The 22,781-nt window shown below is 72.3% G+C and carries 21 protein-coding genes and 3 pseudogenes; 12 read left to right on the top strand and 12 right to left on the bottom strand.

Annotated features, from left to right (window positions below; all coding sequences use genetic code 11):
- The first annotated feature begins 2 nt into the window (after window positions 1-2).
- The 3 genes from VTA80_RS09465 to VTA80_RS09455 all read left to right on the top strand — a co-directional run bounded on the left by VTA80_RS09465 (window position 3) and on the right by VTA80_RS09455 (window position 3,754).
- A complete protein-coding gene (locus VTA80_RS09465; protein WP_407345215.1) occupies window positions 3-290 on the top strand; it encodes a hypothetical protein in 288 nt (95 codons plus the stop codon).
- Between the two features lie 34 nt (window positions 291-324).
- Window positions 325-1,143, top strand: a complete 819-nt coding sequence (locus tag VTA80_RS09460; RefSeq protein ID WP_407345214.1) for a CPBP family intramembrane glutamic endopeptidase — start codon at window positions 325-327, stop codon at window positions 1,141-1,143.
- Window positions 1,144-1,204: 61 nt separating this feature from the next.
- Window positions 1,205-3,754 (top strand): flippase-like domain-containing protein, encoded by a 2,550-nt coding sequence (locus VTA80_RS09455; RefSeq protein WP_407345212.1) that lies wholly within the window; start codon window positions 1,205-1,207, stop codon window positions 3,752-3,754.
- A gap of 6 nt (window positions 3,755-3,760) precedes the next feature.
- Here VTA80_RS09455 and VTA80_RS09450 read toward each other — a convergent pair whose 3' ends face one another.
- Window positions 3,761-4,192 (bottom strand): hypothetical protein, encoded by a 432-nt coding sequence (locus VTA80_RS09450; RefSeq protein WP_407345210.1) that lies wholly within the window; start codon window positions 4,190-4,192, stop codon window positions 3,761-3,763.
- 143 nt (window positions 4,193-4,335) lie between these two features.
- On the opposite strand from VTA80_RS09450, the gene VTA80_RS09445 reads away from it, so the two are divergent.
- The gene (locus tag VTA80_RS09445) at window positions 4,336-4,857 is read left to right on the top strand and encodes a sigma-70 family RNA polymerase sigma factor (protein ID WP_407345208.1); all 522 of its coding nucleotides are present in this window, start codon (window positions 4,336-4,338) and stop codon (window positions 4,855-4,857) included.
- Complete coding sequence (locus VTA80_RS09440) at window positions 4,854-5,588, top strand: anti-sigma factor family protein (protein ID WP_407345206.1); 735 nt, start codon at window positions 4,854-4,856, stop codon at window positions 5,586-5,588. Before VTA80_RS09445 ends, VTA80_RS09440 begins: the two co-directional genes overlap by 4 nt.
- A 63-nt stretch (window positions 5,589-5,651) precedes the next feature.
- Here VTA80_RS09440 and VTA80_RS09435 read toward each other — a convergent pair whose 3' ends face one another.
- Window positions 5,652-6,149, bottom strand: a complete 498-nt coding sequence (locus VTA80_RS09435) for a Rieske (2Fe-2S) protein (RefSeq protein ID WP_407345204.1) — start codon at window positions 6,147-6,149, stop codon at window positions 5,652-5,654.
- A gap of 203 nt (window positions 6,150-6,352) precedes the next feature.
- Here VTA80_RS09435 and VTA80_RS09430 point away from each other — a divergent pair, with 203 nt between their 5' ends.
- From VTA80_RS09430 to VTA80_RS09415, 4 genes and pseudogenes are all read left to right on the top strand, one after another.
- Entirely contained in the window at window positions 6,353-6,910 is a 558-nt protein-coding gene (locus tag VTA80_RS09430) for a GNAT family N-acetyltransferase (protein WP_407345202.1), read from the top strand.
- 63 nt (window positions 6,911-6,973) lie between these two features.
- Window positions 6,974-7,251 (top strand): annotated as a pseudogene (locus VTA80_RS09425) (DUF427 domain-containing protein).
- Between the two features lie 71 nt (window positions 7,252-7,322).
- Window positions 7,323-7,628 (top strand): annotated as a pseudogene (locus VTA80_RS09420) (fasciclin domain-containing protein); the annotation flags it as partial.
- A 208-nt stretch (window positions 7,629-7,836) separates the two neighbouring features.
- The gene (locus VTA80_RS09415) at window positions 7,837-8,598 is read left to right on the top strand and encodes a lytic transglycosylase domain-containing protein (RefSeq protein ID WP_407345200.1); all 762 of its coding nucleotides are present in this window, start codon (window positions 7,837-7,839) and stop codon (window positions 8,596-8,598) included.
- A gap of 36 nt (window positions 8,599-8,634) precedes the next feature.
- On the opposite strand, the gene VTA80_RS09410 is transcribed toward VTA80_RS09415, so the two are convergent.
- The 3 genes from VTA80_RS09410 to VTA80_RS09400 form a co-directional block, all read right to left on the bottom strand.
- Window positions 8,635-9,420, bottom strand: coding sequence for an anti-sigma factor domain-containing protein (locus tag VTA80_RS09410; RefSeq protein WP_407345199.1), 786 nt, complete (start codon window positions 9,418-9,420; stop codon window positions 8,635-8,637).
- Window positions 9,417-10,010: an ECF RNA polymerase sigma factor SigK gene (gene sigK / locus VTA80_RS09405; protein WP_407345197.1), complete on the bottom strand. Its 594-nt coding sequence runs from the start codon at window positions 10,008-10,010 to the stop codon at window positions 9,417-9,419. Before sigK ends, VTA80_RS09410 begins: the two co-directional genes overlap by 4 nt.
- Before the next feature lie 190 nt (window positions 10,011-10,200).
- Entirely contained in the window at window positions 10,201-11,799 is a 1,599-nt protein-coding gene (locus VTA80_RS09400) for a phytoene desaturase family protein (RefSeq protein WP_407345195.1), read from the bottom strand.
- 105 nt (window positions 11,800-11,904) lie between these two features.
- On the opposite strand from VTA80_RS09400, the gene VTA80_RS09395 reads away from it, so the two are divergent.
- Both VTA80_RS09395 and VTA80_RS09390 read left to right on the top strand, forming a co-directional pair.
- On the top strand, window positions 11,905-13,329 hold the full coding sequence (locus VTA80_RS09395) for a DHA2 family efflux MFS transporter permease subunit (RefSeq protein ID WP_407345193.1): 1,425 nt from the start codon (window positions 11,905-11,907) through the stop codon (window positions 13,327-13,329).
- A gap of 160 nt (window positions 13,330-13,489) precedes the next feature.
- A complete protein-coding gene (locus VTA80_RS09390) occupies window positions 13,490-14,596 on the top strand; it encodes an FAD-dependent oxidoreductase (RefSeq protein ID WP_407345192.1) in 1,107 nt (368 codons plus the stop codon).
- A 4-nt stretch (window positions 14,597-14,600) separates the two neighbouring features.
- On the opposite strand, the gene VTA80_RS09385 is transcribed toward VTA80_RS09390, so the two are convergent.
- Entirely contained in the window at window positions 14,601-15,188 is a 588-nt protein-coding gene (locus VTA80_RS09385) for a 1-acyl-sn-glycerol-3-phosphate acyltransferase (RefSeq protein WP_407345190.1), read from the bottom strand.
- On the bottom strand, window positions 15,185-16,561 hold the full coding sequence (gene dnaB, locus VTA80_RS09380; RefSeq protein WP_407345188.1) for a replicative DNA helicase: 1,377 nt from the start codon (window positions 16,559-16,561) through the stop codon (window positions 15,185-15,187). The genes VTA80_RS09385 and dnaB overlap by 4 nt, the downstream gene beginning before the upstream one ends.
- 291 nt (window positions 16,562-16,852) lie before the next feature.
- On the opposite strand from dnaB, the gene VTA80_RS09375 reads away from it, so the two are divergent.
- The gene (locus VTA80_RS09375) at window positions 16,853-18,196 is read left to right on the top strand and encodes an MATE family efflux transporter (protein ID WP_407345186.1); all 1,344 of its coding nucleotides are present in this window, start codon (window positions 16,853-16,855) and stop codon (window positions 18,194-18,196) included.
- Between the two features lie 275 nt (window positions 18,197-18,471).
- Here the strand turns inward: VTA80_RS09375 and rplI are convergent.
- The 5 genes and pseudogenes from rplI to VTA80_RS09350 all read right to left on the bottom strand — a co-directional run bounded on the left by rplI (window position 18,472) and on the right by VTA80_RS09350 (window position 22,744).
- Window positions 18,472-18,923: pseudogene (gene rplI, locus VTA80_RS09370) on the bottom strand (50S ribosomal protein L9).
- 16 nt (window positions 18,924-18,939) lie between these two features.
- Window positions 18,940-19,176 (bottom strand): 30S ribosomal protein S18, encoded by a 237-nt coding sequence (gene rpsR / locus VTA80_RS09365; protein WP_130102542.1) that lies wholly within the window; start codon window positions 19,174-19,176, stop codon window positions 18,940-18,942.
- Between the two features lie 110 nt (window positions 19,177-19,286).
- Window positions 19,287-19,847 carry a single-stranded DNA-binding protein gene (locus tag VTA80_RS09360; RefSeq protein ID WP_407345184.1) on the bottom strand — a complete coding sequence of 187 codons (561 nt, stop codon included), beginning with the start codon at window positions 19,845-19,847 and terminating at the stop codon, window positions 19,287-19,289.
- Window positions 19,848-19,896: 49 nt separating this feature from the next.
- Window positions 19,897-20,184: a 30S ribosomal protein S6 gene (gene rpsF / locus VTA80_RS09355; RefSeq protein WP_407345182.1), complete on the bottom strand. Its 288-nt coding sequence runs from the start codon at window positions 20,182-20,184 to the stop codon at window positions 19,897-19,899.
- Window positions 20,185-20,368: 184 nt separating this feature from the next.
- Complete coding sequence (locus VTA80_RS09350; RefSeq protein WP_407345180.1) at window positions 20,369-22,744, bottom strand: transglycosylase domain-containing protein; 2,376 nt, start codon at window positions 22,742-22,744, stop codon at window positions 20,369-20,371.
- Window positions 22,745-22,781: the final 37 nt, after the last annotated feature.

Raw genomic sequence — 22,781 nt, 5'->3', positions numbered from 1 at the left:
ACATGAGCTCGACACCGAAGTCCACGAGCCAGCACACGGCCGGCGCGTTCGACATCCGCAACATCATCGGCATCGTCATCGGGATCTATGGCGTGATCCTGCTGGTCATGGGCGCGTTCTTCGCGACGCCGGACCAGCTCGACAAGGCTGGCGGGCTGCACGCGAACCTGATCGCCGGGATCGTCATGGTCGTGGTGTCGGCGGCCTTCTTCACCTGGTCCCGCCAGCGCCCGATCGAGGTCCCGGCCGCGTCGACCCACGCGGCGAGCGATCGCGCCACGACGGACTGACTTCACGGGGGCCCGTCGGGCTTACGTTTTACCCATGTCCGACGAGCCCTCGGTCCTTGCCGCCACGACCGGCGCGGCACCTCCCCCCAGCCCCGCCGCGCTCCGACGGCGTCTGAGCGCGGAGATCTGGATCGTGCTGGGGCTCTCGCTCGGCCGATCCGGCGTCTACGCCCTGGTCAACATCGTCGCGCGCCTGACCGAGGGGACGCCGCTGGCGCAGCAGTCCACGACGCTCAACGCGAGCCAGTCCCCGCGCCCCTGGCTGGACCTCACCTACCAGCTGCTCGGGATCGGGTTCGCGCTGTTCCCGGTCGCGCTCGCGCTCTACCTGCTGTCGGCGAACGGGCGCAGCGCTGTGCGTCGCATCGGTCTGGACGGCGTCCGACCGCTACGCGATCTCGGCATCGGCGTCGGGCTGGCCGCCGTGATCGGCATCCCGGGCCTCGGCCTCTACGCCGCAGGGCGCGCGCTCGGCCTGACGGTCGAGGTGCACGCCTCGGCGCTCAACTCGGTGTGGTGGGCGGTGCCCGTACTCATCCTCGCGGCGCTGCAGAACGCGCTGGTCGAGGAGGTGATCGCCGTCGGCTACCTGATGGAACGGCTGCGGGAACTGCGCTGGTCGCCGGTCGCGATCGTCCTGACCAGCGCGCTGCTGCGCGGCTCGTACCACCTCTACCAGGGCATCGGACCCTTCGTCGGCAACGCCGTGATGGGGGTCGTGTTCGCGGAGTACTACCGCCGGCACCGCCGCGTGATGCCGCTCGTGGTCGCGCACACCCTGCTCGACATCGTCGCGTTCGTCGGGTACGCCCTGGTTCCGGCCGAATGGCGCAGTGCCCTGGGGCTGAGTTGAGCCCGGCGCATACGGGTGGGTTGACCTGCTCACGGGTGGTGTCAGACCTAGACTCGCCCCCATGCCCGTGCCGCTGACGCCTGCCCGCCGTGGGCTGCGGCCTGGGCCAGGCACCGGTTCCGGCTCCGACCATGGCGTGAAGATCGTCGACACGCCGACGGTCCGCGTGCACCACCCCAGCGACCTGCTCGCCCTGGTCCTGTCCACCTTGGGGATCGCCGGCGTGATGCTGCTCGCCGTCTACGCGCACGGCACCACCGCCGGGGTTGCGCAGGACGTGCGGACGTTCAACACCCTGCTCAGCCGGCTGCTCGTGATCCCGGTGGCCGTGCTCGAGGGCCTCGTCACGATCATCGCGCCCGTCGCGGTGCTGACCGAGCTTGCCGCCCGCCGGCTCGGCCGCCAGATCCTCGAGGTCATCGCCGCGGCCATCACCGCCCTGCTTCTGTGCGGCCTCACGCTCGCCGCGATCGCCGCGTTCGGCTCCGAGGACCTCGTACGCGGGCTGTCCGTGTACAGCAGCGGGACCTGGTCCCTGTCGATCCCGGCATCGCTCGCGACGCTCGCGGGGCTGCTCACCACGGCCGGTCCCCGCTCCCGACGACGCACGGTGGCCTGGTCGTGGAACCTGCTGTGGATCTCCCTCGGGATCGTGCTCGTCACCGGCCAGGTCTCGCTGCCCGGCGCGGCCGTGTCGCTGCTGCTCGGACGGATCGCCGGGCTCGGGGTGCGGTACGCGTCCGGAGTTCAGTCCGAGCGCGCCTACGGCTCGGCGCTGGTCGACGGCATCCGCCGCGCAGGGTTCTCGCCGGCCCTGATCGTGCGCGTGCCGGCCGGCACGGAATCGCCGACCGAGCCGGGCACCGAGTCGGGCGCGATCCCCGCGGTCCGCCCGGTCGACCCCGACGATCCGCCCGGTGCCCGCGCGGCGGCCACAGCGATGGCCCGGGACGCCGACAACCGGGTCTACGAGCTGACCACGACCGATGGCGAGCACCTGAGCGTCGTCGCGCTCGACGGCGACCGGCAGGTGATCGGCGCGCTCTCTCGCCTATGGCGGTCGCTGCGCCTGCGGGGCATCGAGGGGCGGTCGTTCGTGTCGCTGCGCCAGGCCGCCGAGCGGGCCGCGTTGCTCGAGTACGCCGCCGGCGCCGCCGGGGTGCGAACTCCCCAGCTGCTCGCGGTGGCCGAGGCCGGCGACTCGATGCTGCTCATCCAGGGCCACCCGGGCGAGGCGGTCCCCCTCCGGGACGTCGCCGCCGACCTGGTGACCGACGACCTGCTGCACGGGATCTGGGACCAGCTGCGCCTGGCGCACGACGCCGGCATCGCCCACCGCGCGCTCACCTCCGACACCGTGCTCGTCGAGCACCTGGTCGGGGAGCCGATCGTGTGGCTCACCGGCTGGGAGTCGGGCGACGTCGCGTCGTCCGAGCTCGCCCGGCGGATGGACCTGACCCAGATGGTCGCGCTGCTGGCTGTGCGGGTGGGCCCCGAGCGCGCGCTGGAGTCGGCGACCGCCGTCCTGCCCGCCGAGGACATCGCCGCGATCGGGCCGCTGCTGCAGACCCTGGCCCTGCCGCGCCGGACCCGCGAGGAGATGCGCGCGCGCCCCGAGGTCCTCGCCGAGCTGCGCTCCGCCCTGGTCCAGCACCTGCCCGAGGCCGACGTCGAGCCGGAGCGGCTCGTGCGATTCGGTGCCCGCAGCGTGCTGACCGTGCTCCTGCCCATCGCGGCCGTGATCGTCGTGATCACGACCGTCAACGTCAGCCAGATCGCGTCCGCGCTGTCCACGAGCGACTGGCGTTGGAGCGTGGTGGCGTTCGCACTCGGCCTGGTGACCTTCTTCGGGGCCGCGCTCGCTCTCGTCGCGTTCTCCCCGGTCAAGATCGGCATCTGGCGCGCGACCCTCGTGCAGGCCGTCGGGGCTTTCGTCGCGCTGGCCGCCCCGGCCGGGATCGGTCCGGCGGCCCTCAACCTGCGCATGCTCACCCGGCGCGGGGTCACCACCTCCCTCGCGGTCGCCACGGTGGCCCTCGTCCAGGTCTCCCAGTTCGTCGTCACCATCGTGCTGCTGCTGATCCTGTCGATCGCCTCGGGCACCAACGACGCCGCGCGCTTCACGCCGAGCCCCGGGACGCTGATCGCGATCGGCGTGGTCACCGGCCTGGCCGCGGCCTCCCTGCTGGTGCCGGCCGTGCGGGCGTGGCTGGTCAAGCACAGCCTGCCCACCGCGCGGCAGACCTGGCCGCGCCTCATCGAGGTCGTGGGCCAGCCTCGCAAGGTCGCACTGGCGATCGGCGGCAACGTCGTGATGACCATGGGCTACGTGCTCGCGTTCGACGCCTGCCTGGCCGCGTTCGGGCAGAACCTCACGCTCGTGCAGGTGGCGCTCATCTATCTCGTCGGCAACGCCGCGGGAGCGGCCGTCCCCACCCCGGGCGGCATCGGCACGGTCGAGCTGGCCCTCATCGCGGGGCTCACCGCGACAGGGATGAACCCCGGCGTCGCGACCTCGGTGGCCATCTTGTTCCGCGTCCTGACCTACTGGCTGCGCATCCCGATCGGCTGGATCGCGATGCGCTTCCTGCAGCGCAAAGGCGAGATGTAGGCCTGGTCAGACCACCCGGACCGCGGGCCGACGACGTTCGACCGCGAGCGCCAACGCCGCGAAAACGATCGCCCCGATCTCCGCGGCGGCCGAGAGCAGCTGCGGTGCTCCGCTCCACGTCTCGTGCACCCCGAAGAACCCGCCCGAGGTCGTCGAGATCACGAAGGCCGCGAGCGTCCCGAGGCCGAAGGCGATCGCGCCGAGCAGCGGCAGCGCGCTGTACCAGGCGAGCACGAGGTAGCCCAGCAGGATCCCGCCGACCGCGTTGACCAGGAACGCCGGGCCGACGACGTCGACGGCTTTCATCCCGTCCGCCCACAGGAAGAGGTGCGCGACGGCGGAGAGCAGCACGCAGGTCGCCACGAGCGCGCGCAGCAGGTGGGACAGGCTCCCGGGCCCGGTCAGGGGCCGGGCGGGCGGGCGGGGCGGTGACGTCATGTCGGTCCTCTCCACGGCGGGAGCGCGCCGTTGGGGCGCGCCAGGCTTCCACCCCACCACGACCGCACCCCGGCGCGGGTTCAATCCGCGTAACCCGTGATGTCGGAGATGAACCTCCGGGGCCCTCCAGCCGTTGTGAGGGTGTGACTCCCGCTCGCGTCGACGACGCGGCGCTCCGTGCCCTGTACGCCGAGCACGGCGCCGCGCTGCTGGGGTATGCCACCCGGCTGTGCGGCGGCGAACGTGGGCGCGCCGAGGACGTGGTCCAGGAGACGCTGCTGCGGGCCTGGCAGCATCCCGAGGCCCTGTCGCCCGAGCGGGGGCCGGCGCGGGCCTGGTTGTTCACGGTCGCCCACCATCTCGCGATCGACGCGCACCGGGCCCGATCGGCGCGGCCGACCGAGGTCAGCGCGGCACCGCTCGACCACCTGCCGACCGCCGACGACGACGTCGAGCGCGCCCTGGACGCGTGGCTCGTCTCGGACGCGCTCGCCACGCTGACCGGGGCCCACCGCGAGGTCCTGCTCGAGACGTTCTACGCGGGCCGTTCGGTCGCGCAGGCCGCAGCCCGGCTGGGCGTGCCCGAGGGCACCGTCAAGTCCCGGGCCTACTACGCGCTGCGCGCGCTCAAGGTCGCGCTCGCCGAACGGGGAGTCGAGACATGAGCAGCCGGTCGTCCGCGGGTCCGCAGCCCGCCGCGCAGCACCCTGAGGCGCGCCTCGCGCTGGGGGCGCTCGTGCTCGGCGCGCTCGACCCGCGCGAACGCGCCGCCGTCGAGGCCCACGTCGCCGGGTGCACCGAGTGCGCGGCCGAGCTCGTCGAGCTCGCCGTGCTGCCCGGTCTGCTCGGCCGGCTCACCCCGGAGCAGGCGGCCGCCGTCGGCCCGGGCCTGCCCGATCCAGCCGAGCCACCGAGCGAGCTGCTCGAGCGCGTCCTGGCGAGCGGCCTGCCCGCGCCGCGCTCGCGCCGGCACCCGGCTCGACCCCGGCGGATCGCCGCCTGGGCGGCGGGCGCGCTGGCGGCTGCGGCCGCGATCGGGTGGCTCATCGCCGGACCGCTGACCGGGACGGGCGACGGATCCCGGGACTCGACCGGTGTCGTCGTCGTGCAGGGCAAGGATCAGGGCACCGCGGTGCACGCCACGGTGACCCTGAGCCCGACGCCGAACGGGACCGAGCTCGCGCTGGCCCTGGACGGCGTCCGGCCCGGTGAGGACTGCCAGCTCGTGGCCTGGACCGACGACGGACGCGCCGAGGTGGCCTCGTCCTGGCGCGCGACCTATCGGGGCGCCGCGGACGTCACCGGAAGCACGAGCCTGCCCCTCGCGGACATCGCCGGGGTGACCGTCAAGACGCCGGACGGACGCAAGTTGATCGTGCTGGACCTGCCGAGCTGACGTGCCCGGCTGAGGAGCTCAACCGGGCACGTCCAGTAAGGGATCCGGTACGGGACCGCAGTGTCAGGCGGGCAGGACGTTGCCGTTCTCGACGCGGACGGCCACCGCGGGCAGCGGGGTCGACGCGGGACCCGAGACGTTCGCGCCGTCGGCCGACGTGAACACCGACCCGTGGCACGGGCAGACGAGCGTGGCCCCGTCGGGCGCGACCGTGCAGCCCCGGTGCGTGCAGATGGCGGACAGGCCGACCACGGTGCCGGCCGTCGGCTGCGACAGGATGATCGCCTTGCCGTCGGCGTCCACAGCCGAGATCGAGCCGCCGACGGGGATGTCGGCGACCTTGGCGAGCACGCCAGCGGCGCCCCCGCCCGCCGCGGGGGTGCTCGCAGCGGACGAGCCGGAGCCGGAGCCGCCGCTGCTGCACGCGGCGAGCACGCCGACCGTGGCCACCCCGAGGGTCGCGGCCCCGACCCCGCGGAGCAGGACGCGCCGGCTGACCCCGGCGGCGGCGTCGGCCGGGCTCGTGGTGGTGGTGTGCTGCTGCTGGTCCAGCTCGGTCATGGTGTGTCTCCCCGCTCGTCGACGCCTGTGGGTGCCGCGCGCAGTGCGCGTGCACGCCCTCGTCACGGACGAGAGGCGGGCGAGGTTCACCGTAAGGCGCACGGGGTTGGCGCCGCCGGTGAATCGACGCGGACAGGTGCGGCCACCTCGCACGGATGCCTCCGGTGGCCGGCGCTCCGGGTGCGGGCGCCTAGGGTCGTGCGGTGACCTCCCTCAACTGGCCCGCGACCCAGCCCACCCTCGAGGCGGACGGCCTCACGCTGCGCCCCTGGCGAGACGACGACGCCGACGCGGTCTACGCCGCCTGCCAGGACCCCGAGATCGTGCGGTGGACGACCATCCCGCACCCGTACGAGCGCGAGCACGCGCAGAGCTACGTCGGCGCCGTGAGCGCCGACGCGTGGGCGCACAAGACGGCAGCCAACTTCGCGGTCGTCGACGCGGACGGGACGCTGGTCGGCTCGTTCGGCCTGGTCCGGATGGCTCCGCTCCAGGCCGTCGCCGAGGTCGGCTACTGGGTCGCGCCCGCGGCCCGACGCCGGGGCGTCGCCCGGCGCGCCGCCGCGGCGGTCACGCGGTGGGCGCTGCATGACATCGGCTTCGCGCGCGTCGAGCTGCTCGCGGCCGAGGGCAACGCCGGCTCACGCGCCGTGGCCGAGAGCATCGGCTTCACCCAGGAGGGGGTCCTGCGCAGCGCCGCGAACGGCCGCGGGGCCGAGCGCGTGGACCTCGTGCTGTACTCCCGGATCGCGACCGACTGAACCGGCACCACTCGTTCGTGGAATCGGTGGGCGAAGTCGCCATCCGTTTGGCATCGTGTGCGGATGCAGGCAACCTGGAACGGCGCCACGATCGCCGAGAGCAACGACACGATCATCATCGAGGGCAACCACTACTTCCCCCGAGCTCGGTGCGGTGGGAGCTGCTGACCCCCACCGACACCCACACCACCTGCCCCTGGAAGGGCGTCGCGAGCTACTGGACCGCTGAGGTCGGCGGCGAACGCAACCCCGACGCGGCCTGGGCCTACCCCGAGCCGAAGGATGCCGCCCGGGAGATCACCGGGTACGTGGCGTTCTGGCGGGGCGTCGTCGTCTCCTAGGGGGCGGCCGTCGTCTCCTCAGGGACGACGTCGTCCAGTGCCCCCCCGTGCCCTCGCCGCCGAGCACCATTGGCGCCGAGCTCACCGTCTTCGCGCCGGTCGACGACGCGTTCGCGACGATCGACGCCGCGACGATCGAGTCCCTCAAGACCGACACCAAGGCGCTCACCGCGATCCTCACCACGCACGTCGTCGCCGGTCAGCTCTCCCCGTCCATGGTCGACGGCGAGCTCACGACCCTGGCCGGCGGGACCATCACGGTCACCGGCTCGGGCGACGCGATGAAGGTCAACGACGCCAACGTTATCTGCGGCGGCGTGCACACGGCCAACGCCACCGTCTACCTGATCGACTCGGTCCTCATGCCGGCGATGTAGCACCGACCGCAACGAAAGGCCCCCGCTCCCTCGCGGAGCGGGGGCATTTTCGGTTGGATCGGTCTGGTCATGAGTCGCGCGAACGCGTCGATGGGTGGGGTGTGCCGGGGATAGCAGCCCTACGGGCGTAGTGAGCGCCTGACAGTGACCGTTCGACTTGTCCGCGAGGTCTCACTCACCAGCCTCGTCCGCCGAGCATGGGACTCTCATGACGATCAGCCGTTCGTTCGACCACCCGGCGATCACCGTCGGGAAAGCCGTTGTCACCGCAGGTCTGGGGATGGCGTTGATGCTCGTCGGGACGACCGGGGTGTTCGCGGACACCCCCGCGTCGACCACCACAGCCGCCGCCCAGAGCGTCCCCACGGTGCCGCGCGTCGCGCGCGCCTCCCGGTCCGCGGTTCGGGCCTCGTTGCCGGTGTCCGTTCCGGTGGACGTCCCCTTTGAGCTCCAGGGCCGCGCTGAGGCGCAGTCGATGGCTGACGCGGTAGCGGCGCAGATCGAAGCGCAACGAGTCGCCACGGAGCAAGCGGCTGCAGCAGCAGCCGCGCAGGTCGCCGCGGAGCAGGCCGCAGCACAGGTCGCCGCTGCTCAGGCCGCCCAGGTGAAGGCCGCCGCGGCGACCGTGAAGACCTCGGCGAAGTCGTCACCGACCCCGGTCGCGCGACCGGCGCCCGCGCCCGCGTCTGTGCGGGACTTCGCGTCGTCGCTCGTGGGCGGTGGTGAGCAGTTCGCCTGCTTGGACCAGCTGTTCCAGAAGGAATCAGGGTGGGACGCCGCGGCGACGAACCGGTCCTCCGGGGCGTTCGGGATCCCGCAAGCTCTGCCGGGCTCGAAGATGGCCTCTGCTGGCGCGGACTGGGCTACGAACCCGAACACCCAGGTGATCTGGGGCGTCGGGTACGTGAGCGGCCGGTACGGCTCGGCGTGCGCCGCGTGGGCCGCCTGGCAGGCAAAGGGTTGGTACTGACCTGACCTGCCCCTGAAGGGGCAACCCTGAGGCGGCTCAGGCCGGGAGGAGCACCACCAGCACGTCGCTGGTCGGGTGCTGGGAGCCGCCGCTCGGCTCGACCGTGATCGCGAGCCCGTCGCCGGGTTCGACGCCGTCGGTGATCGCGCGGACGCGACCGTCGTCGTCGGCCATGATCGCGTCGGGGACCGGGACGCCGTCGCGCATCACCCAGAGCTGGTACGCCTTGCCCGCGCCCGGATCGGCCAGGCCGGTGGCGGTGAACAGCGCCTGCTCGTCGGTCAGGACACCGACCGCGTTGCCCCCTCCGGCCACGCTCGCGCGGACCACCGTCGCGCTCGGGTCGGCCAGGAGGTCGCTGACCGCCAGGGCCTGCTGCTCGACGCGGTGCGTCTGCTGGACCTGCCGCACGGCGACCACGCTCGGGACCGTGGCGGCACCGATCGCGGTCGCCGCGATCGCGAGCCAGACCGTCCGGCGGGGAACGGCACGACGCTGCGGTCGTGCGGGCGCTGCCACGCGTCGGGCCACCGGCGCCTGCGGGGTCCGGGCGATCTGGTCGAGGATCGACGAGCGGAGCTCGGGCGGCGGCGCGGCGGACACGGCGGCGCCGAGCATCGCGGCGGTCGCCGTCAGGCCGACCAGCTCGCTGGCCGCTGCGGGGTCGGTGGCGACCAGCCGCTCGACGGCGCGACGTTCGACGTCGTCCACCGCGTCCAGCGCGTACGCGCCCAGCAGGTCGCGCGGATCGACCGGGCCGTCGGGGGGGCCGTCGGGGGGGCCGGCCAGATCGTCGGAGCCGGTCACGTCGTCGGTGGTCATGCCGATACCCCCAGGCAGTCGCGCAGGCGGATCAGCCCGTCGCGGATGCGGCTCTTGACGGTCGCGAGCGGGGCGGCGAGCTGCTCGGCCACCTCGCGGTAGGTGCGCCCGCCGTAGTACGCGAGCGTGACCGCTTCGTGCTGCGTGGCGGTCAGCCCGCCGAGGCAGTTCCGGACCCGCTCGCGTTCCATGGCGCCCTCCACCTCTTCATGCACGACGTCGAACGCCCGCTCGCCCTGCTCGTCCAGCGCCCGCTGGTCGCGCGTGCGCTGGGACTGCACCGAGCGGACCCGGTCGATGGCTCGGCGGTGCGCGAGCGTGACCGCCCAGGCTCGCGCCGAACCCCGCGTTGGGTCGAACCGGGCGGCGGTGCGCCACACCTCGATCATGACCTCCTGGGTCACCTCGGCGGCGTGGTCCCGGTCGCGCAGGACGGCCAGGCAGGTGCCGAAGACCCCGGGCGACACGGCGTCGTAGACCCCGGCGAAAGCGTCCTGGTCGCCGCCCGCGACTCGGACGAGCAGCGCTTCGGGCGACTGCTCGTCGAGGGCGTCCGCGGCGCCGTCGGCGCCGTTCTCGGTCGTGGTCACGCCGGACAGTGTGCCCCAGGGCGCGCGCTTTCGCGGAGTCGCCGCGTCTCGCGGGCGGGGGTGCGACGCGCGGGTCCGCGCGGAGGCGTGCGGGGTCGGGGTGGTCGGGAGGCAGATCAGGGACATCGGGATCACCCAGGGTCGGGGACGGGGTCCCCTGTAGTTCGGAGCGCCCGCAGGCCCGGATGGGTCAGCGTTCGCGCAGCAGGCGCGCCCACGCGGTGCGGGCCAACCGCCGTCGGGCACCCCCGAAGCGACCCGCCCCGGCAAGCGCCGCGCGGGCCGCGTTCCACCCGGCCGCGCCGTGCACCCCGCCACCCGGGTGCGCGGACGCGCCCGCCAGGTAGAGCCCGGCCAGCGGGGTCTCGGACCGGCCGAAGCCCGGGGTCGGCCGGAAGAACAGCTGCTGGTGCAGCGCCGCCGACCCACCGTTGACCGCCCCGCCGACGAGGTTCGCGTTCGCGGCCTCGAGGTCGGCCGGCGACTGCACGTACCGCGCGAGCGCGCTGTCGCCGAAACCGGGCGCGACGCGCTCGACTGCGGCCTCCATCCGCTCGACGTGCGCCGCGACGTCGTCGTGTGACCACCGGTCCCGGTGCGGGAGGTGCGTGTAGGCCCACGCCGACTCGGTCCCGGCCGGCGACCGGGTCGGATCGGTTGTGGTCATCTGGCCGAACAGGAGGAACGGGTCGGTGGGCACGCGGCCGACGGACAGGTCCGCCGCGAGGTCGACGAACCCGTCGACGTCCACGCCGAGGTGGACCGTGCCCGCCCCGCGCACCTCGGGCGACCGCCACGGCACCGGTCGGTCGAGCGCCCAGTTGACCTTGAGGGTGGCGTGGTCCCACTGGAACCGGGCCAGGTCCCGGCGCAGCCGGGCGGGCAGGAGGTCGAGGCCCACGAGATCGCGGTAGAGGGTCGGCGCCGCGACGTCGGCGAGCACCGCGCGGCGCGCGCGGACCACGTCCCCGCCCTTGATCCGGACCCCGACAGCGCGGCCCCCGCGCACGACGACCGACTCGACCCGGGCCCGCGTGCGCACCGCCCCGCCAGCCGCGGTGAACCGCCCGGCGAGCGCGTACGCGAGCCGGCCCGCGCCGCCACGCGGCACCGGGAACCCGACGTCCTGGGCGAGCATCGCGAGCAGCCAGCCGAACAACCCGCTGCCGGCGGCGTCGGGGGCCAGGTCGCTGTGCATCGCGTTTCCCGTGAGCAGCAGGGCGGCACCCTCGCCGTGGAACTGCTCCGTGGCCAACCGACGCACCGGCAGGACGGCGAGCCGCGCGAGGTCCAGACCGCCGGCCGCCCCCGTCCGGCGCAGCAGTCGTGCCGCGGCCGCCACCGGGGGGAACGGCGCGAAGAGCGCGTCGAGCAGCGGGTCTCGGATCTGGTCCCAGGCCCGGACCAGCTCGAGCCAGGCGTCGCCGTCGCCCGCCGACCAGGCGTCGAGCCCCGCGGCGGTGCGGTTCGGATCGCGACTCAGCAGCGCGGCCCGCCCGTCGTCCAGCGCGTGCGCGAGCACGTCCGGCGCGTGCACCCAGGCGAGCCCGTGCGCGCCCAGGTCGAGGTCGCGCATGACCGGCGAGGCGGCGGCGAGCGGGTAGAACGCGCTGAACAGGTCCGTCGTGAAGCCGGGCGCCGTGACCTCCGCGCTGCGGACCGCGCCGCCGACCTCGGCCTCGGCCTCGAGGAGCAGGACCTCCCAGCCGGCGTCGGCCAGCGCGATGGCGGCGACGAGCCCGTTCGGGCCGGCCCCGATGACGACTGCGTCCACCGTGCGTGTGCTCATCGGCGTCCTCCCCCAGGTCGGGCTCACCGTGGCAGGGGTGCGGTCTGCGGCGCAACCCGCCGGACGAGCAACCATCGCGCCGCGAGGCCCAGGCACAATGGCGGCATGTCGTTCGTTCGCTACGGCACACCCGCCGGACGGTGGGTGCTGCTGGCCACGGTGCTGGGCTCCGGCATGGCCTTCATCGACGGCACGGTCGTGAACATCGCGCTGCCGAGCATCGGCGCGGAGTTCGGCGCGGACGCGGCCGCCCTGCAGTGGACCGTCAACGGCTACCTGCTGCCGCTGGCCGCGTTCATCCTGCTCGGCGGCTCGCTCGGCGACCGCTTCGGCCGGCGCCGCGTGTTCGTCATCGGGGTCGCGTGGTTCGCGACGGCGTCCCTGCTCTGCGGGATCGCGCCGAACGTCGCGGCCCTGATCGCGGCCCGTGCGCTGCAGGGGATCGGCGGCGCGCTGCTCGTCCCGGGCTCGCTCGCGATCCTGCAGTCCTCGTTCCACCCGGACGACCGCTCCCGCGCGATCGGGTCGTGGTCCGGGCTCGCGGGGATCGCTGGCGCGGCCGGACCGTTCATCGGCGGCTGGCTCGTCGACGTGGCCAGCTGGCGGCTCGTGTTCCTCATCAACGTCCCGCTCGCGATCGCGGTGATCGCCGTCGCGGTGCGCCACGTCCCCGAGTCGCGGGACCCGGACGCCGCCCGCCAGATCGACGTCGCGGGCGCGCTGACGGGGGCGATCGGTCTGGCGTTGGTCACCTACGGGTTCACGGCCTGGCCCGAGCGCGGCGCCACCGATCCGCTCGTGCTGGGCACGCTGGCTGTCGGTGCGCTCGCCATGCTCGGCTTCGTCGCGATCGAGGCGCGCTCGCCGCACCCGATGCTCCCCCTGGAGGTCTTCCGGTCCCGGGTGTTCAGCGCCGCCAACGTCGTGACCTTCGTGGTCTACGGCGCGATCGGCGGGCTGTTCTTCTTCCTCGTCATCACGCTGCAGGTCGTGGTCGGCTTCTCCCCGCTCGCGGCGGGCCTGGCCCCGCTGCCGGTCACGCTGCTGATGCTCGTGCTGTCCGCGCGGGCCGGCGGGCTGGCGCAGCGGATCGGCCCGCGGATCCCCATGTCGGTCGGACCCCTGGTGTGCGCCGCGGGCGCGCTGCTGCTGGCCGGCATCGACGCCGGGTCGACGTACGTGGCCGACGTGCTGCCCGGCGTCGTGGTGTTCGGCCTCGGCCTGTCGCTCACGGTCGCGCCCCTGACCGTGACGGTCCTGGCCGCGGTGGCCGATCGGCACGCCGGGGTCGCGAGCGGTGTGAACAACGCCGTCGCGCGCGCCGCCGGGCTCGTCGCGGTCGCCGTCCTGCCCCTGGCCGCGGGCGTCGGCACGAGCCTCATCGACCCCGTGACCCTCGCGCCCGCGAACCGCACGTCGATGCTGCTGTGCGCGGGCCTGCTCGCCGCCGGCGGCCTGCTCGCCCTGGCCACGATCCCGTCGAGCCTCGCGGCGGTGCGCCCGGACGACGCCGTGCCCGACGACGCCTGACGCTCGCCAACCGCGCCGTGCCCGACGACCGCGCCGTGCCCGACGACGACGCCGCCTGACGCGGTCCCGACGTGATGCTCGGCACGCCACCGCGACTGCGGCGAGACCGCGCGCGGGTGTGACGATGGACCCTCACGATCGCGGACGTGGAGGTCGAGCAATGGGCATGCCCACAGTCGTCGTGGTCGGCGGCGGGTACGGCGGGGTGGCGGTCGCGACCGCGCTGGACGACGTGGCCGACGTCGTCCTCGTGGAGCCGAAGGACGCCTTCGTGCACGCCGTGGGCGCGTTGCGCGCGGCCGTCGACGCGTCCTGGGAGGACAGGATCTTCTTCCCCTACGACCGCCTGCTCGCCCGCGGCCGCGTGATCCACGAGCACGCCCTGCTGGTGCACCCGACCCGGGTGCTGTTCGCCGCGGACCGGTCGATCGAGGCGGACTACCTGGTCCTGGCGACCGGGACCGCGTACCCGTTCCCGGCCAAGTTCGTCGAGTCCGACGCCTGGGTCGCCCGGGCGCGCCTGGCCCGGCTGAGAGAGGCGCTCAAGCGGGCCGACCGGGCTCTGCTGGTCGGGGCCGGCCCCGTCGGGCTCGAGCTCGCCGGGGAGCTCCTCGCGGCGTTCCCGTCGCTCGGGATCACCCTCGTCGACCAGGCCGACGACGTCCTGACTACGGGCGACTACTCCCCCGAGCTGCGCGCGTCGATCCGCTCCCAGCTCGAGGAGCGCGGCGTCGTGTTCGAGCTGGGGTCGCCGCTCGGCTCGCTGCCACCCAAGGACGTCGGGGTGCTCGCGCCGTTCTCGGTGCAGACCCTCGCGGGCCGGACCGTCGAGGCCCAGATCTGGTTCCGCTGCTACGGCAACCTGCCCGTCACCGGCTACCTCGGCGCCGAGCTCCGGGCCGCGCGCCGCTGGAACGGCGAGCTCGAGGTCACGCCGCACCTGAGCGTGCAGGGCTTCGACCGGGTGTTCGCGGTCGGTGACATCACGGACGTCCCGGAGACCAAACGCGCCTCCGCCGCGCAGGCGCACGCGGCCGTCGTCGCCACCAACATCCGGGACCTGATCGCGGGGCGCGCGCCGTCGGCCACCTACACGGCCGCGGCCGAGCGCATCGTGCTCCCCCTTGGGCCCCACGGCGGCGCGTCGCAGGTCATCGATGCCGACGGGACGCGGCGCATCCTCGGACCGAGCGAGACGAGCGCCCTCAAGGGCGCCGACCTGTTCAGCGGCCACTTCGCGACGCTGTTCGGCGGCGCGGAGGACTGAGGCCTCATTCCATCCGGGGGCGGGAGTCCTCGTGCGGCAGGCGCGGCTCAGTCCGCAGCTCGGGCTTGAACCCGGCCTTGTCGGCGTAGAACTCCCGGACGCGATCCATGTCGGCGCGCACATCCCCGGTGAGGTGAATCGTCGGGCCGAGCCCGGTCGTCATGGTGGTGCGGTCGACGTAGCCCAGCGTGACGGGCAGCCCGGTGTCGATCGCGATCCGGTAGAAGCCCGACTTCCAGAACTTCACCTTGCTGCGCGTGCCCTCGGGCGTCACGACGAGGTAGAAGTGCTCGCCCGCCTTGACCCGACCGATGATGTCCTCGACCAGGCCGCGGGGGTTGGTCCGGTCGACCGGGATGCCGCCGAGCGCGCGCATGAGCCACGCGAACGGCCCCTGGAAGAGCGTGTGCTTGCCCAGGAACTTCGCCGAGATCCCCGCACGCCACGTGATGGCCAGCATGAGGATGAAGTCCCAGTTGGACGTGTGCGGGGCGCCAATGAGGAGCCCCACCCCCTCGGGGGGCAGCGGTTCGAGCCGCAGCTTCCAGCGGCTCACGCGGAAGTACAGGCCCGCGACCTGGCTGCGGATCATCCGTTGCTCTGCATGTCGACGAAGCGCGACATGTGGCCCTGGAAGGCCACGGTGATGACGTCGGTCGGTCCGTTTCGGTGCTTGGCCACGATCAGGTCGGCCTCTCCTGCTCGGGGGGATTCGCGTTCGTAGGCGTCCTCGCGGTGCAGCAGCATCACGATGTCGGCGTCTTGCTCGATGCTCCCGGACTCACGCAGGTCGCTCATCGCGGGCTTCTTGTCCGTGCGCTGCTCGGCGCCACGGTTCAGCTGGCTGATCGCGATCACGGGTACCTCGAGCTCCTTGGCGAGCAGCTTGAGCGCGCGGGAGAACTCCGAGACCTCCTGCTGGCGCGACTCGACGCGCTTGCCGGAGCTCATCAGCTGCAGGTAGTCGATGATCACGAGCTTGAGGTCGTGCTTCTGCTTGAGCCGGCGACACTTCGCCCGGATCTCCATGAGGGACATGTTGGGCGAGTCATCGATGAACAGCGGCGCCTCGGAGATCCGGCCCATCGTCGCGGCGAGCTTCTGCCACTCCACATCACCCATGGTGCCGTTGCGCATCTTCTGCAGCGGGATGCTGCCTTCCGCGGACAGCAGTCGCATCGTGATCTCGTTGCGGCTCATCTCGAGCGAGAAGATCACCGACGCCATCCCGTGCTTGATGGACGCCGACCGCGCGATGTCCAGACCCATCGTCGACTTACCGATGGCGGGCCGCGCTGCCAGCACGATCATCTGGCCGGGATGCAGGCCGTTGGTCAACCGGTCGAGATCGGCGAACCCGGTCGGCACGCCGACCATGCCGTCCCCGCGGTGACCCGCCGCCTCGATCTCGTCGACCGTGCCGCCGATCACGTCGCCCAGGCGCAGGTAGTCCTCCGACGACCGCTGCTCGGTGACCGCGTACACCTCGGCCTGCGCGTTGTTGACGATCTCGTCGACGTCGCCACCCTCGGTCGCGTACCCGAGCTGCACGATGCGCGTGCCCGCCTCGACGAGCCGGCGCAGCACGGCGCGCTCCCGGACGATCTTGGCGTAGTAGCCCGCGTTCGCCGCGGTCGGCACCATCGAGATGAGCGTGTGCAGGTACGGCGCGCCGCCGATCCGCGTCATCTCGCCGCGCTTGGTCAGCTCGGCCGAGACCGTCACCGCGTCGGCGGGCTCCCCCCGGCCGTACAGGTCGAGGATCGCGTCGTAGACCGCCTCGTGCGCCGGACGGTAGAAGTCGGTGCCGCGCAGCTGCTCGACGACGTCGGCGATCGCGTCCTTCGAGATCATCATCCCGCCGAGCACGCTCTGCTCGGCCGCGATGTCCTGCGGAGGGGTGCGGTCGAAGCTGGGGCGCGAGGGTCCGGTCGAATACCCCTGCTCGAGCTCGTCGATCGACACTGGCCACCCCTAGTTCGTCCTGCTTCGTCGTACACGAGTACTACCAGGGGGGTCGGACATTCGACTCCCGACCCACACTCCGTACGTTCGGGATCTGCGCCTACGCGAGGTTAGGCTCCTGCGGGTCCGACCACAAAGCGTCCTGTGGGCGTGGCTGTGCGCAACTTGTGGACAGTCCCGCGGACGGCTGTGCACAGGTAGTGGACAAGCCTGTGCACAAGTACTACTTCGCCGACCGATACCCGGCGTGAGCGGCCCCGACGCCCTCCCCAGGTTGTGGACAGGAGATCCGTGTTCGCCGATCCAAGGCGTGGACAGGAACTCCGTGCACTGGATGCGCGCATCCTGGCTCTGGCCGTTCCGGCCCTGGGCGCCCTCATCGCCGAACCCCTGTTCGTCCTCGCCGACTCCGCCATCGTGGGTCACCTGGGCACCTCCCAGCTCGCGGGCCTGTCGCTCGCCTCGACCGTCCTGATCACGCTCGTCGGGCTGTGCGTCTTCCTCGCGTACGCCACCACCGCGGCGGTCTCGCGGCGGATCGGGGCCGGTGATCCGCGTGGTGCCCTGACCCTCGGCGTGGACGGGATGTGGCTGGCCGCCGGGCTCGGGGTCGTCCTCGCCGCGGTCGCCTGGCTCGGCGCCCCGTGGGCCGTGACCGCCCTCGGGGCAACCCCGGACGTGGCCACCTATGCCGTGTCGTACCTGCGGTGGTCCGCGCCGGGCCTGCCGGGCATGCTCGTGGTGCTCGCCGCCACGGGCGCCCTGCGTGGCCTGCAGGACACCCGCACACCGCTGTGGGTGGCCGCCGGCGGCGCGGTCGTGAACGCGGCGCTCAACCTCACTCTCGTCTACGGCCTGGGCGTGGGCATCGCCGGCTCGGGCCTCGGCACCGCCCTCGCGCAGCTCGGCATGGCGGCGGTGCTCACGGTCGTCGTCGTGCGGGGGGCCCGGGAGCGGGGCGCCGCGCTGCGTCCGGGCGTCCGGGGGATCTGGGCGGGCGCGCGGGCCGGCGCGCCGCTGTTCGTCCGGACCCTCTCGCTGCGGCTCGCGATCCTCCTGACGGTCTTCGTCGCGGCCGGGCTCGGGCAGGTCGCACTGGCCGGCCATCAGGTCGTCACCTCCATCTGGCACCTCATGGCGTTCGCCCTCGACGCCCTGGCGATCGCCGCCCAGGCCCTCGTCGGGTACTCGCTCGGCGCCGCCGACGTCGCGCAGACCCGCGCCGTGCTGCGCCGCACGTTGACCTGGGGGGTCGGCGCGGGCGGCGTGCTCGGGGTCGTGGTCGCCGCGAGCGGCTGGTGGCTCGCCCCGCTGTTCACCGCCGACCCGGACGTGCGGATCGCAGTCGCGACCTCGCTCGTCGTGGTCGCCGTCTTCCTGCCGATGGCGGGCTGGGTCTTCGTGCTCGACGGCGTCCTGATCGGCGCCGGCGACGGCCGGTACCTGGCCGCGACGGGGATGCTCACGCTCGCCGTGTACGCCCCGGTCGCCCTCACGGTCCGGGCCTGGGCGCCCGACGGCGCGCCGGGCCTCGCCTGGCTCTGGGCCGCCTTCGCCGGCGTCTTCATGTTCTCGCGAGCGCTGACCACAGGCCTGAGAGCCCGCACCACGACGTGGATGGTCACGGGCACCTGACAGCCCGAACCCACCCCCAGCCGTACGCCCATACGCCCCAGATCAGACCCCGCCTCGGCGACCAGCTCCGCGAACCCCGAGAAATGGCTGCGTGTGCTCGTTGAAAGGGACCAATTCTCGGGGTTCGGCGCGCGCGGACGCGCCGGTTAGTGCTCGACGGCGTGTGCGGAAGCGGGCGGACGCAGCAGGACCCGGTCCCCCCGAGGGGACCGGGTCCTGTGGACGTGCTGACCGGCGCTTGCGCGACCGGGGTCTTCGAGTCAGACGGTTACCCGTCAGACCGCGGCGACGACCGTGACAGCGATGGTGGCGGTGACCTCGGGGTGGAGGCGCACCGTGACCGTGTAGTCGCCCAGGGCCTTGATCGGCTGACCGACCTCGACCTTGCGCTTGTCGACCGAGGGGCCACCGGCCGCCTTGACGGCGTCGGCGATCTCGGACGTAGTGACGGCACCGAAGAGGCGCCCGCCGTTTCCGGCCTTGGCGGTCACGTTGACAGTCTTCGACTGCAGCGAGTCCCGAATGGCCTTCGCGTCGTCGAGCGACTCGATCTCACGGGCCTTGCGGGCCTTGCGGATCGACGTGATCTGCTTCTCGGCACCCTTGGTCCAGGCGTGAGCCAGGCCGCGGGGACGAGGAAGTTCCGGGCGTACCCGTCCTTCACGTCGACGACGTCGCCGGGGGCACCGAGACCGGTGACCTCGTGGGTCAGGATGATCTTTGCCATGAGTTCAACCTCCTTCTCAGCGTGCGGACGACGAGTACGGCAGGAGCGCCATCTCGCGGGCGTTCTTGACGGCACGCGCGATCGCGCGCTGTTCCTGGACGGTCACGCCGGTCACCCGACGAGCGCGGATCTTTCCGCGGTCGGAGATGAACTTGCGCAGCAGCGCAGTGTCCTTGTAGTCGATCACGGTGATCTTCGCCGCTTTGAGCGGGTTCAGCTTCTTCTTGGGCTTGCGAACAACGGCCTTGGCCATCGTGGGGCTCCTTGTGTTTGGGAGCCCGGGGCGTTGCCATGCCCGGGATGGGTAGTGAACGGGCTCGGCGCCCGGTAGACCTAGAGAACGAGAGGAACGAGAAGCTCAGGTCAGAACGGCGGTTCGTCCGAGGACGACCCACCTGACGAGGCGCCGCCGGGGCCCGACGTGGCCCACGGGTCGTCCTGCTGGCCGCCGCTGTGTGAGCCGCCGCCGCCGAACCCCCCGCCACCACTGTTGCCGCCGCCGTTGCCGCCGCCGCCATTTCCGCCGCCGCCGAAACCGCCACCGCCGCCGCCACCACTGCGCTGGGCGCGGGTGACCTTGGCGCTGGCGTAGCGAAGCGACGGGCCGATCTCGTCGACCTGCAGCTCGACCACCGTGCGCTTCTCCCCCTCGCGGGTTTCGTAGGAGCGCTGGACCAGCCGACCGGACGCGATGACCCGAGTGCCCTTGGTGAGGGACTCGGCCACGTTCTCAGCAGCCTCACGCCAGATCGAGCAACGCATGAACAGCGTGTCGCCGTCCTTGAACTCGTTGCTCTGGCGGTCGAACTGCCGCGGTGTGGAGGCCACGGTGAAGTTCGCCACGGCCGCACCCGACGGGGTGAAGCGCAGCTCCGGGTCCCCAGTCAGGTTCCCGATCACCGTGATGACGGTCTCACCAGCCATGCCAGCTCCTCGTTGTCGTCTCTTGAGTCAGATTGCGCGAACGATGCCGTCAGGCGTCGGCGCGCATGACCTTGGTACGCAGGACGACCTCGTTCAGGCCGAGCTGGCGGTCAAGCTCCTTGGCGGTATCTGAGGTGGCCGTGAAATCCACGACCGCGTAGATGCCTTCGGACTTCTTCAGGATGTCGTACGCCAACCGGCGACGACCCCAGATGTCGACCTTGTCGACGGTGCCGCCGCTGGTCTTGATGACCGAGAGGTACTTGTCGAGCGATGGTGCGACTGTGCGCTCCTCGACCTCGGGGTCGAGGATGATCATGAGTTCGTACTGACGCATGCGGTTACCCACCTCCTGTGGACTTTGCGGTCACGGTCTCTCCGTGACAGGAGGGCTTTACGTCACTGCACCCGGGCCTGCGTCGATAGGCGACGAGGTCTGGTAGGCACAGCAGCCCACCACGATACCGGTTACCCGCGCCCTCGCAGACCTCCGAGGGCGCGGCTGTGGACAAAGGGTGGTTCTAGGGAGCCGGCGCGGCCGCCGCTGGTGTCGGCGCCGGCGCGACCGTCGGCCCCAGCGAGATGAGGATCGCGACCGTCGAGCCGGGAACCACCGAGGCACCTGCGGCCGGGGACGCGCTGATCACGCGCCCCTTCGGCACCGTGGCATCGACCGCCTCGGTCACCCCGGGCTGGAGGCCGGCGTTGATGATCGCGGCCTCGGCGTCGGCCCGCGCCATCCCGACCAGCCCGGCCGGGACCTTCGCCTCGGTCGGGGCGGCCGACGGCGTCTCGGTCGGCACCGGATCGGCCGTCGGGGTCGACGTCGCCGTCGAGGTCGCCTTCTTCTTGTTCACGTTCGACCGGGCCGGGAACTCCACCACTGCGGAGTACTTCGGCTGCTCGAACACCGGCTTCATGTACGCGGCCCAGAGCTTGGCCGGCCAGGTACCACCGGTGATCTCGCTGACCCCGCCGAACCCGCCGATCGAGTCCTCGCCCTTGCCGTCCGCGGTGGGCTGGTAGAACGCCACCGCGGTCGCGATCTGCGGCGTGAAGCCGATGAACCAGGCCGACTTGACGTCCGACGACGTGCCCGTCTTGCCTGCGATCGGCCGCTTGAGCGGCTTGACCCACTTCTTGCCCGACCCCGTCTCGACGACCTGGGTCATCGCGTAGGTGGCGTCGGCCATGACCTCCGGGGCGAAGACCTGCTCGCGTGTGCCGGCGCCCTGATAGGCGACCGTGCCGTCCTTGAGGTAGGACGCCTCCCGGACGATGAACGGGGTCGAGTGGTACCCCTGCGCCGCGAACGTGGCGTAGGCGTTCGCCATCTCGAGCGGGTGGACCGCGTCGCTGCCCAGCACGTTCGACGGAACATTGACGATGTCGGTCGCGACACCCGCCCGGTGGGCGACCTCGGCCGTCTTCTCCGGACCCACCTGGACGTTGAGCTGGGCGTAGACGGTGTTCACCGACTGGGCCGTCGCCTTGACGAGGTCGATCGTGCCGAAGCTCTCACCGCCGCCCGGACCGAAGTTGCGCACCGTCGGCTTGGCCGCGTCCCACCCGTCGACCTTCATGGGGCTGTGCCCGCTGAAGGTGTCGCTCAGGCTCACGCCGTTCTCGAGCCCCGCGACGAGCGCGAAGGGCTTGAACGTGGACCCGGCCTGGGCCCTGTCCTGCGTCGCGGCGTTCTGCGCCGAGGCGATGTAGTCCGGTCCACCGTAGAGCGCCACGATCGCGCCGTCGGCCGGGTCGATGGACGTGATCCCGACGCGCATGGCCGGATTCGGCGCCTCGCCCGCCAGGGTGCCGTCCCGCAGGCTCGTCACCGCCGCCTCCGCCGAGGCCTGCAGCGGCTGCTCGATCGTCGTGACGACCTTGAGCCCCACCCTGTTGATCTGGTCCTCCGTGAGCGAGGCCTTCTTGACGAGCTCGTTGCGGACCATCGCGAGCAGGTACCCCTGCGGGCCGGCGAAGGTCTGCGAGGTCGTGGGCTCGATCGTCTCGGGGAAGACCTGGGCGGTACGTTCTTCCGCGGTCAGCCAGCCCCCGAGCACCATCCGGTCGAGCACCCGCTCCCAGCGCTGCTGCGCCTTCTCGGGGTTGACCTTCGGGTCCCAGTTCGACGGCGACGGGATGATCCCCGCCAGGAGCGCGCCCTGGGAGACGGTCAGATCCTTGGCCTCGACACCGAAGTAGGCCTTCGAGGCCGCCTGGATCCCGTAGGTGCCGCGGCCGAAGTAGATGGTGTTGAGGTAGTTGCCCAGCACCACGTCCTTGTCCTCGCTCTGGCTGATCTTCACCGCGAGCAGGGCTTCCTTGAACTTGCCGACGTAGTCCGACGTCGTCTTGCCGTTGTAGTAGCGCTCGACGTACTGCTGCGTGATGGTCGAGGCGCCCTGCGTCGCGCCGCCCTTGACGTTGTTCACGAGCGCCCGCGCGATCCCCACGGGATCGACACCAGAGTTCTCGTAGAAGCTGCTGTCCTCCGAGGCGACGACGGCGTGGCCGACGAACGGGGGCAAGGTGGTGGCGTCGATGATCTCCCGCTTCTGCTCCGCGAACGTCCCCATGACGGCGCCCTGGCTGCCGTCGGCGTTGTTCGCGTAGTAGACGGTCGTCGTCTGCGCCTGGGCGAACTCGCTCGCCTTCGGGATGGTCGTCGACGCGTACGCCGCAACGACCAGACCGAGCAGCAGGAACCCCGCGGTGATCACGACTCCGAGCACGAGTCGCCAGGACGGCAGCCAGTGGCGGACGCCCGTCTTGCCCGCGCGGGGGTAGTCGATGAGCCGACCGTTGCGCGAGCCCTTGCCCGACGACGAGGCGGTGCCCCGACCTCGCGCCGGAGACGCTCCCGCTGACCGACCCTGCTGATTCGCGCTTGCCACGTCCTGCCTTCCCGCTGACGATCTGGTCCGCAAATGA

This window comes from Pengzhenrongella phosphoraccumulans, assembly GCF_045689905.1.
Taxonomy (GTDB): domain Bacteria; phylum Actinomycetota; class Actinomycetes; order Actinomycetales; family Cellulomonadaceae; genus Pengzhenrongella; species Pengzhenrongella phosphoraccumulans.
Note: the sequence above shows the minus strand (reverse complement) of the source record. Positions and strands in the feature narration are given on the sequence as shown.

Bases quoted from the DNA above. Each gene is read 5' to 3' on its own strand.
- VTA80_RS09435 (WP_407345204.1), bottom strand. From the start codon at position 6,149: ATGACCGAGCTGGACCAGCAGCAGCACACCACCACCACGAGCCCGGCC.
- VTA80_RS09465 (WP_407345215.1), top strand. From the start codon at position 3: ATGAGCTCGACACCGAAGTCCACGAGCCAGCACACGGCCGGCGCGTTC.
- VTA80_RS09390 (WP_407345192.1), top strand. From the start codon at position 13,490: ATGGGCATGCCCACAGTCGTCGTGGTCGGCGGCGGGTACGGCGGGGTG.
- VTA80_RS09385 (WP_407345190.1), bottom strand. From the start codon at position 15,188: ATGATCCGCAGCCAGGTCGCGGGCCTGTACTTCCGCGTGAGCCGCTGG.
- VTA80_RS09400 (WP_407345195.1), bottom strand. From the start codon at position 11,799: ATGAGCACACGCACGGTGGACGCAGTCGTCATCGGGGCCGGCCCGAAC.
- VTA80_RS09460 (WP_407345214.1), top strand. From the start codon at position 325: ATGTCCGACGAGCCCTCGGTCCTTGCCGCCACGACCGGCGCGGCACCT.
- VTA80_RS09410 (WP_407345199.1), bottom strand. From the start codon at position 9,420: ATGACCACCGACGACGTGACCGGCTCCGACGATCTGGCCGGCCCCCCC.
- VTA80_RS09440 (WP_407345206.1), top strand. From the start codon at position 4,854: ATGAGCAGCCGGTCGTCCGCGGGTCCGCAGCCCGCCGCGCAGCACCCT.
- rpsF (WP_407345182.1), bottom strand. From the start codon at position 20,184: ATGCGTCAGTACGAACTCATGATCATCCTCGACCCCGAGGTCGAGGAG.
- VTA80_RS09450 (WP_407345210.1), bottom strand. From the start codon at position 4,192: ATGACGTCACCGCCCCGCCCGCCCGCCCGGCCCCTGACCGGGCCCGGG.
- VTA80_RS09360 (WP_407345184.1), bottom strand. From the start codon at position 19,847: ATGGCTGGTGAGACCGTCATCACGGTGATCGGGAACCTGACTGGGGAC.
- VTA80_RS09455 (WP_407345212.1), top strand. From the start codon at position 1,205: ATGCCCGTGCCGCTGACGCCTGCCCGCCGTGGGCTGCGGCCTGGGCCA.
- VTA80_RS09395 (WP_407345193.1), top strand. From the start codon at position 11,905: ATGTCGTTCGTTCGCTACGGCACACCCGCCGGACGGTGGGTGCTGCTG.
- rpsR (WP_130102542.1), bottom strand. From the start codon at position 19,176: ATGGCCAAGGCCGTTGTTCGCAAGCCCAAGAAGAAGCTGAACCCGCTC.
- VTA80_RS09415 (WP_407345200.1), top strand. From the start codon at position 7,837: ATGACGATCAGCCGTTCGTTCGACCACCCGGCGATCACCGTCGGGAAA.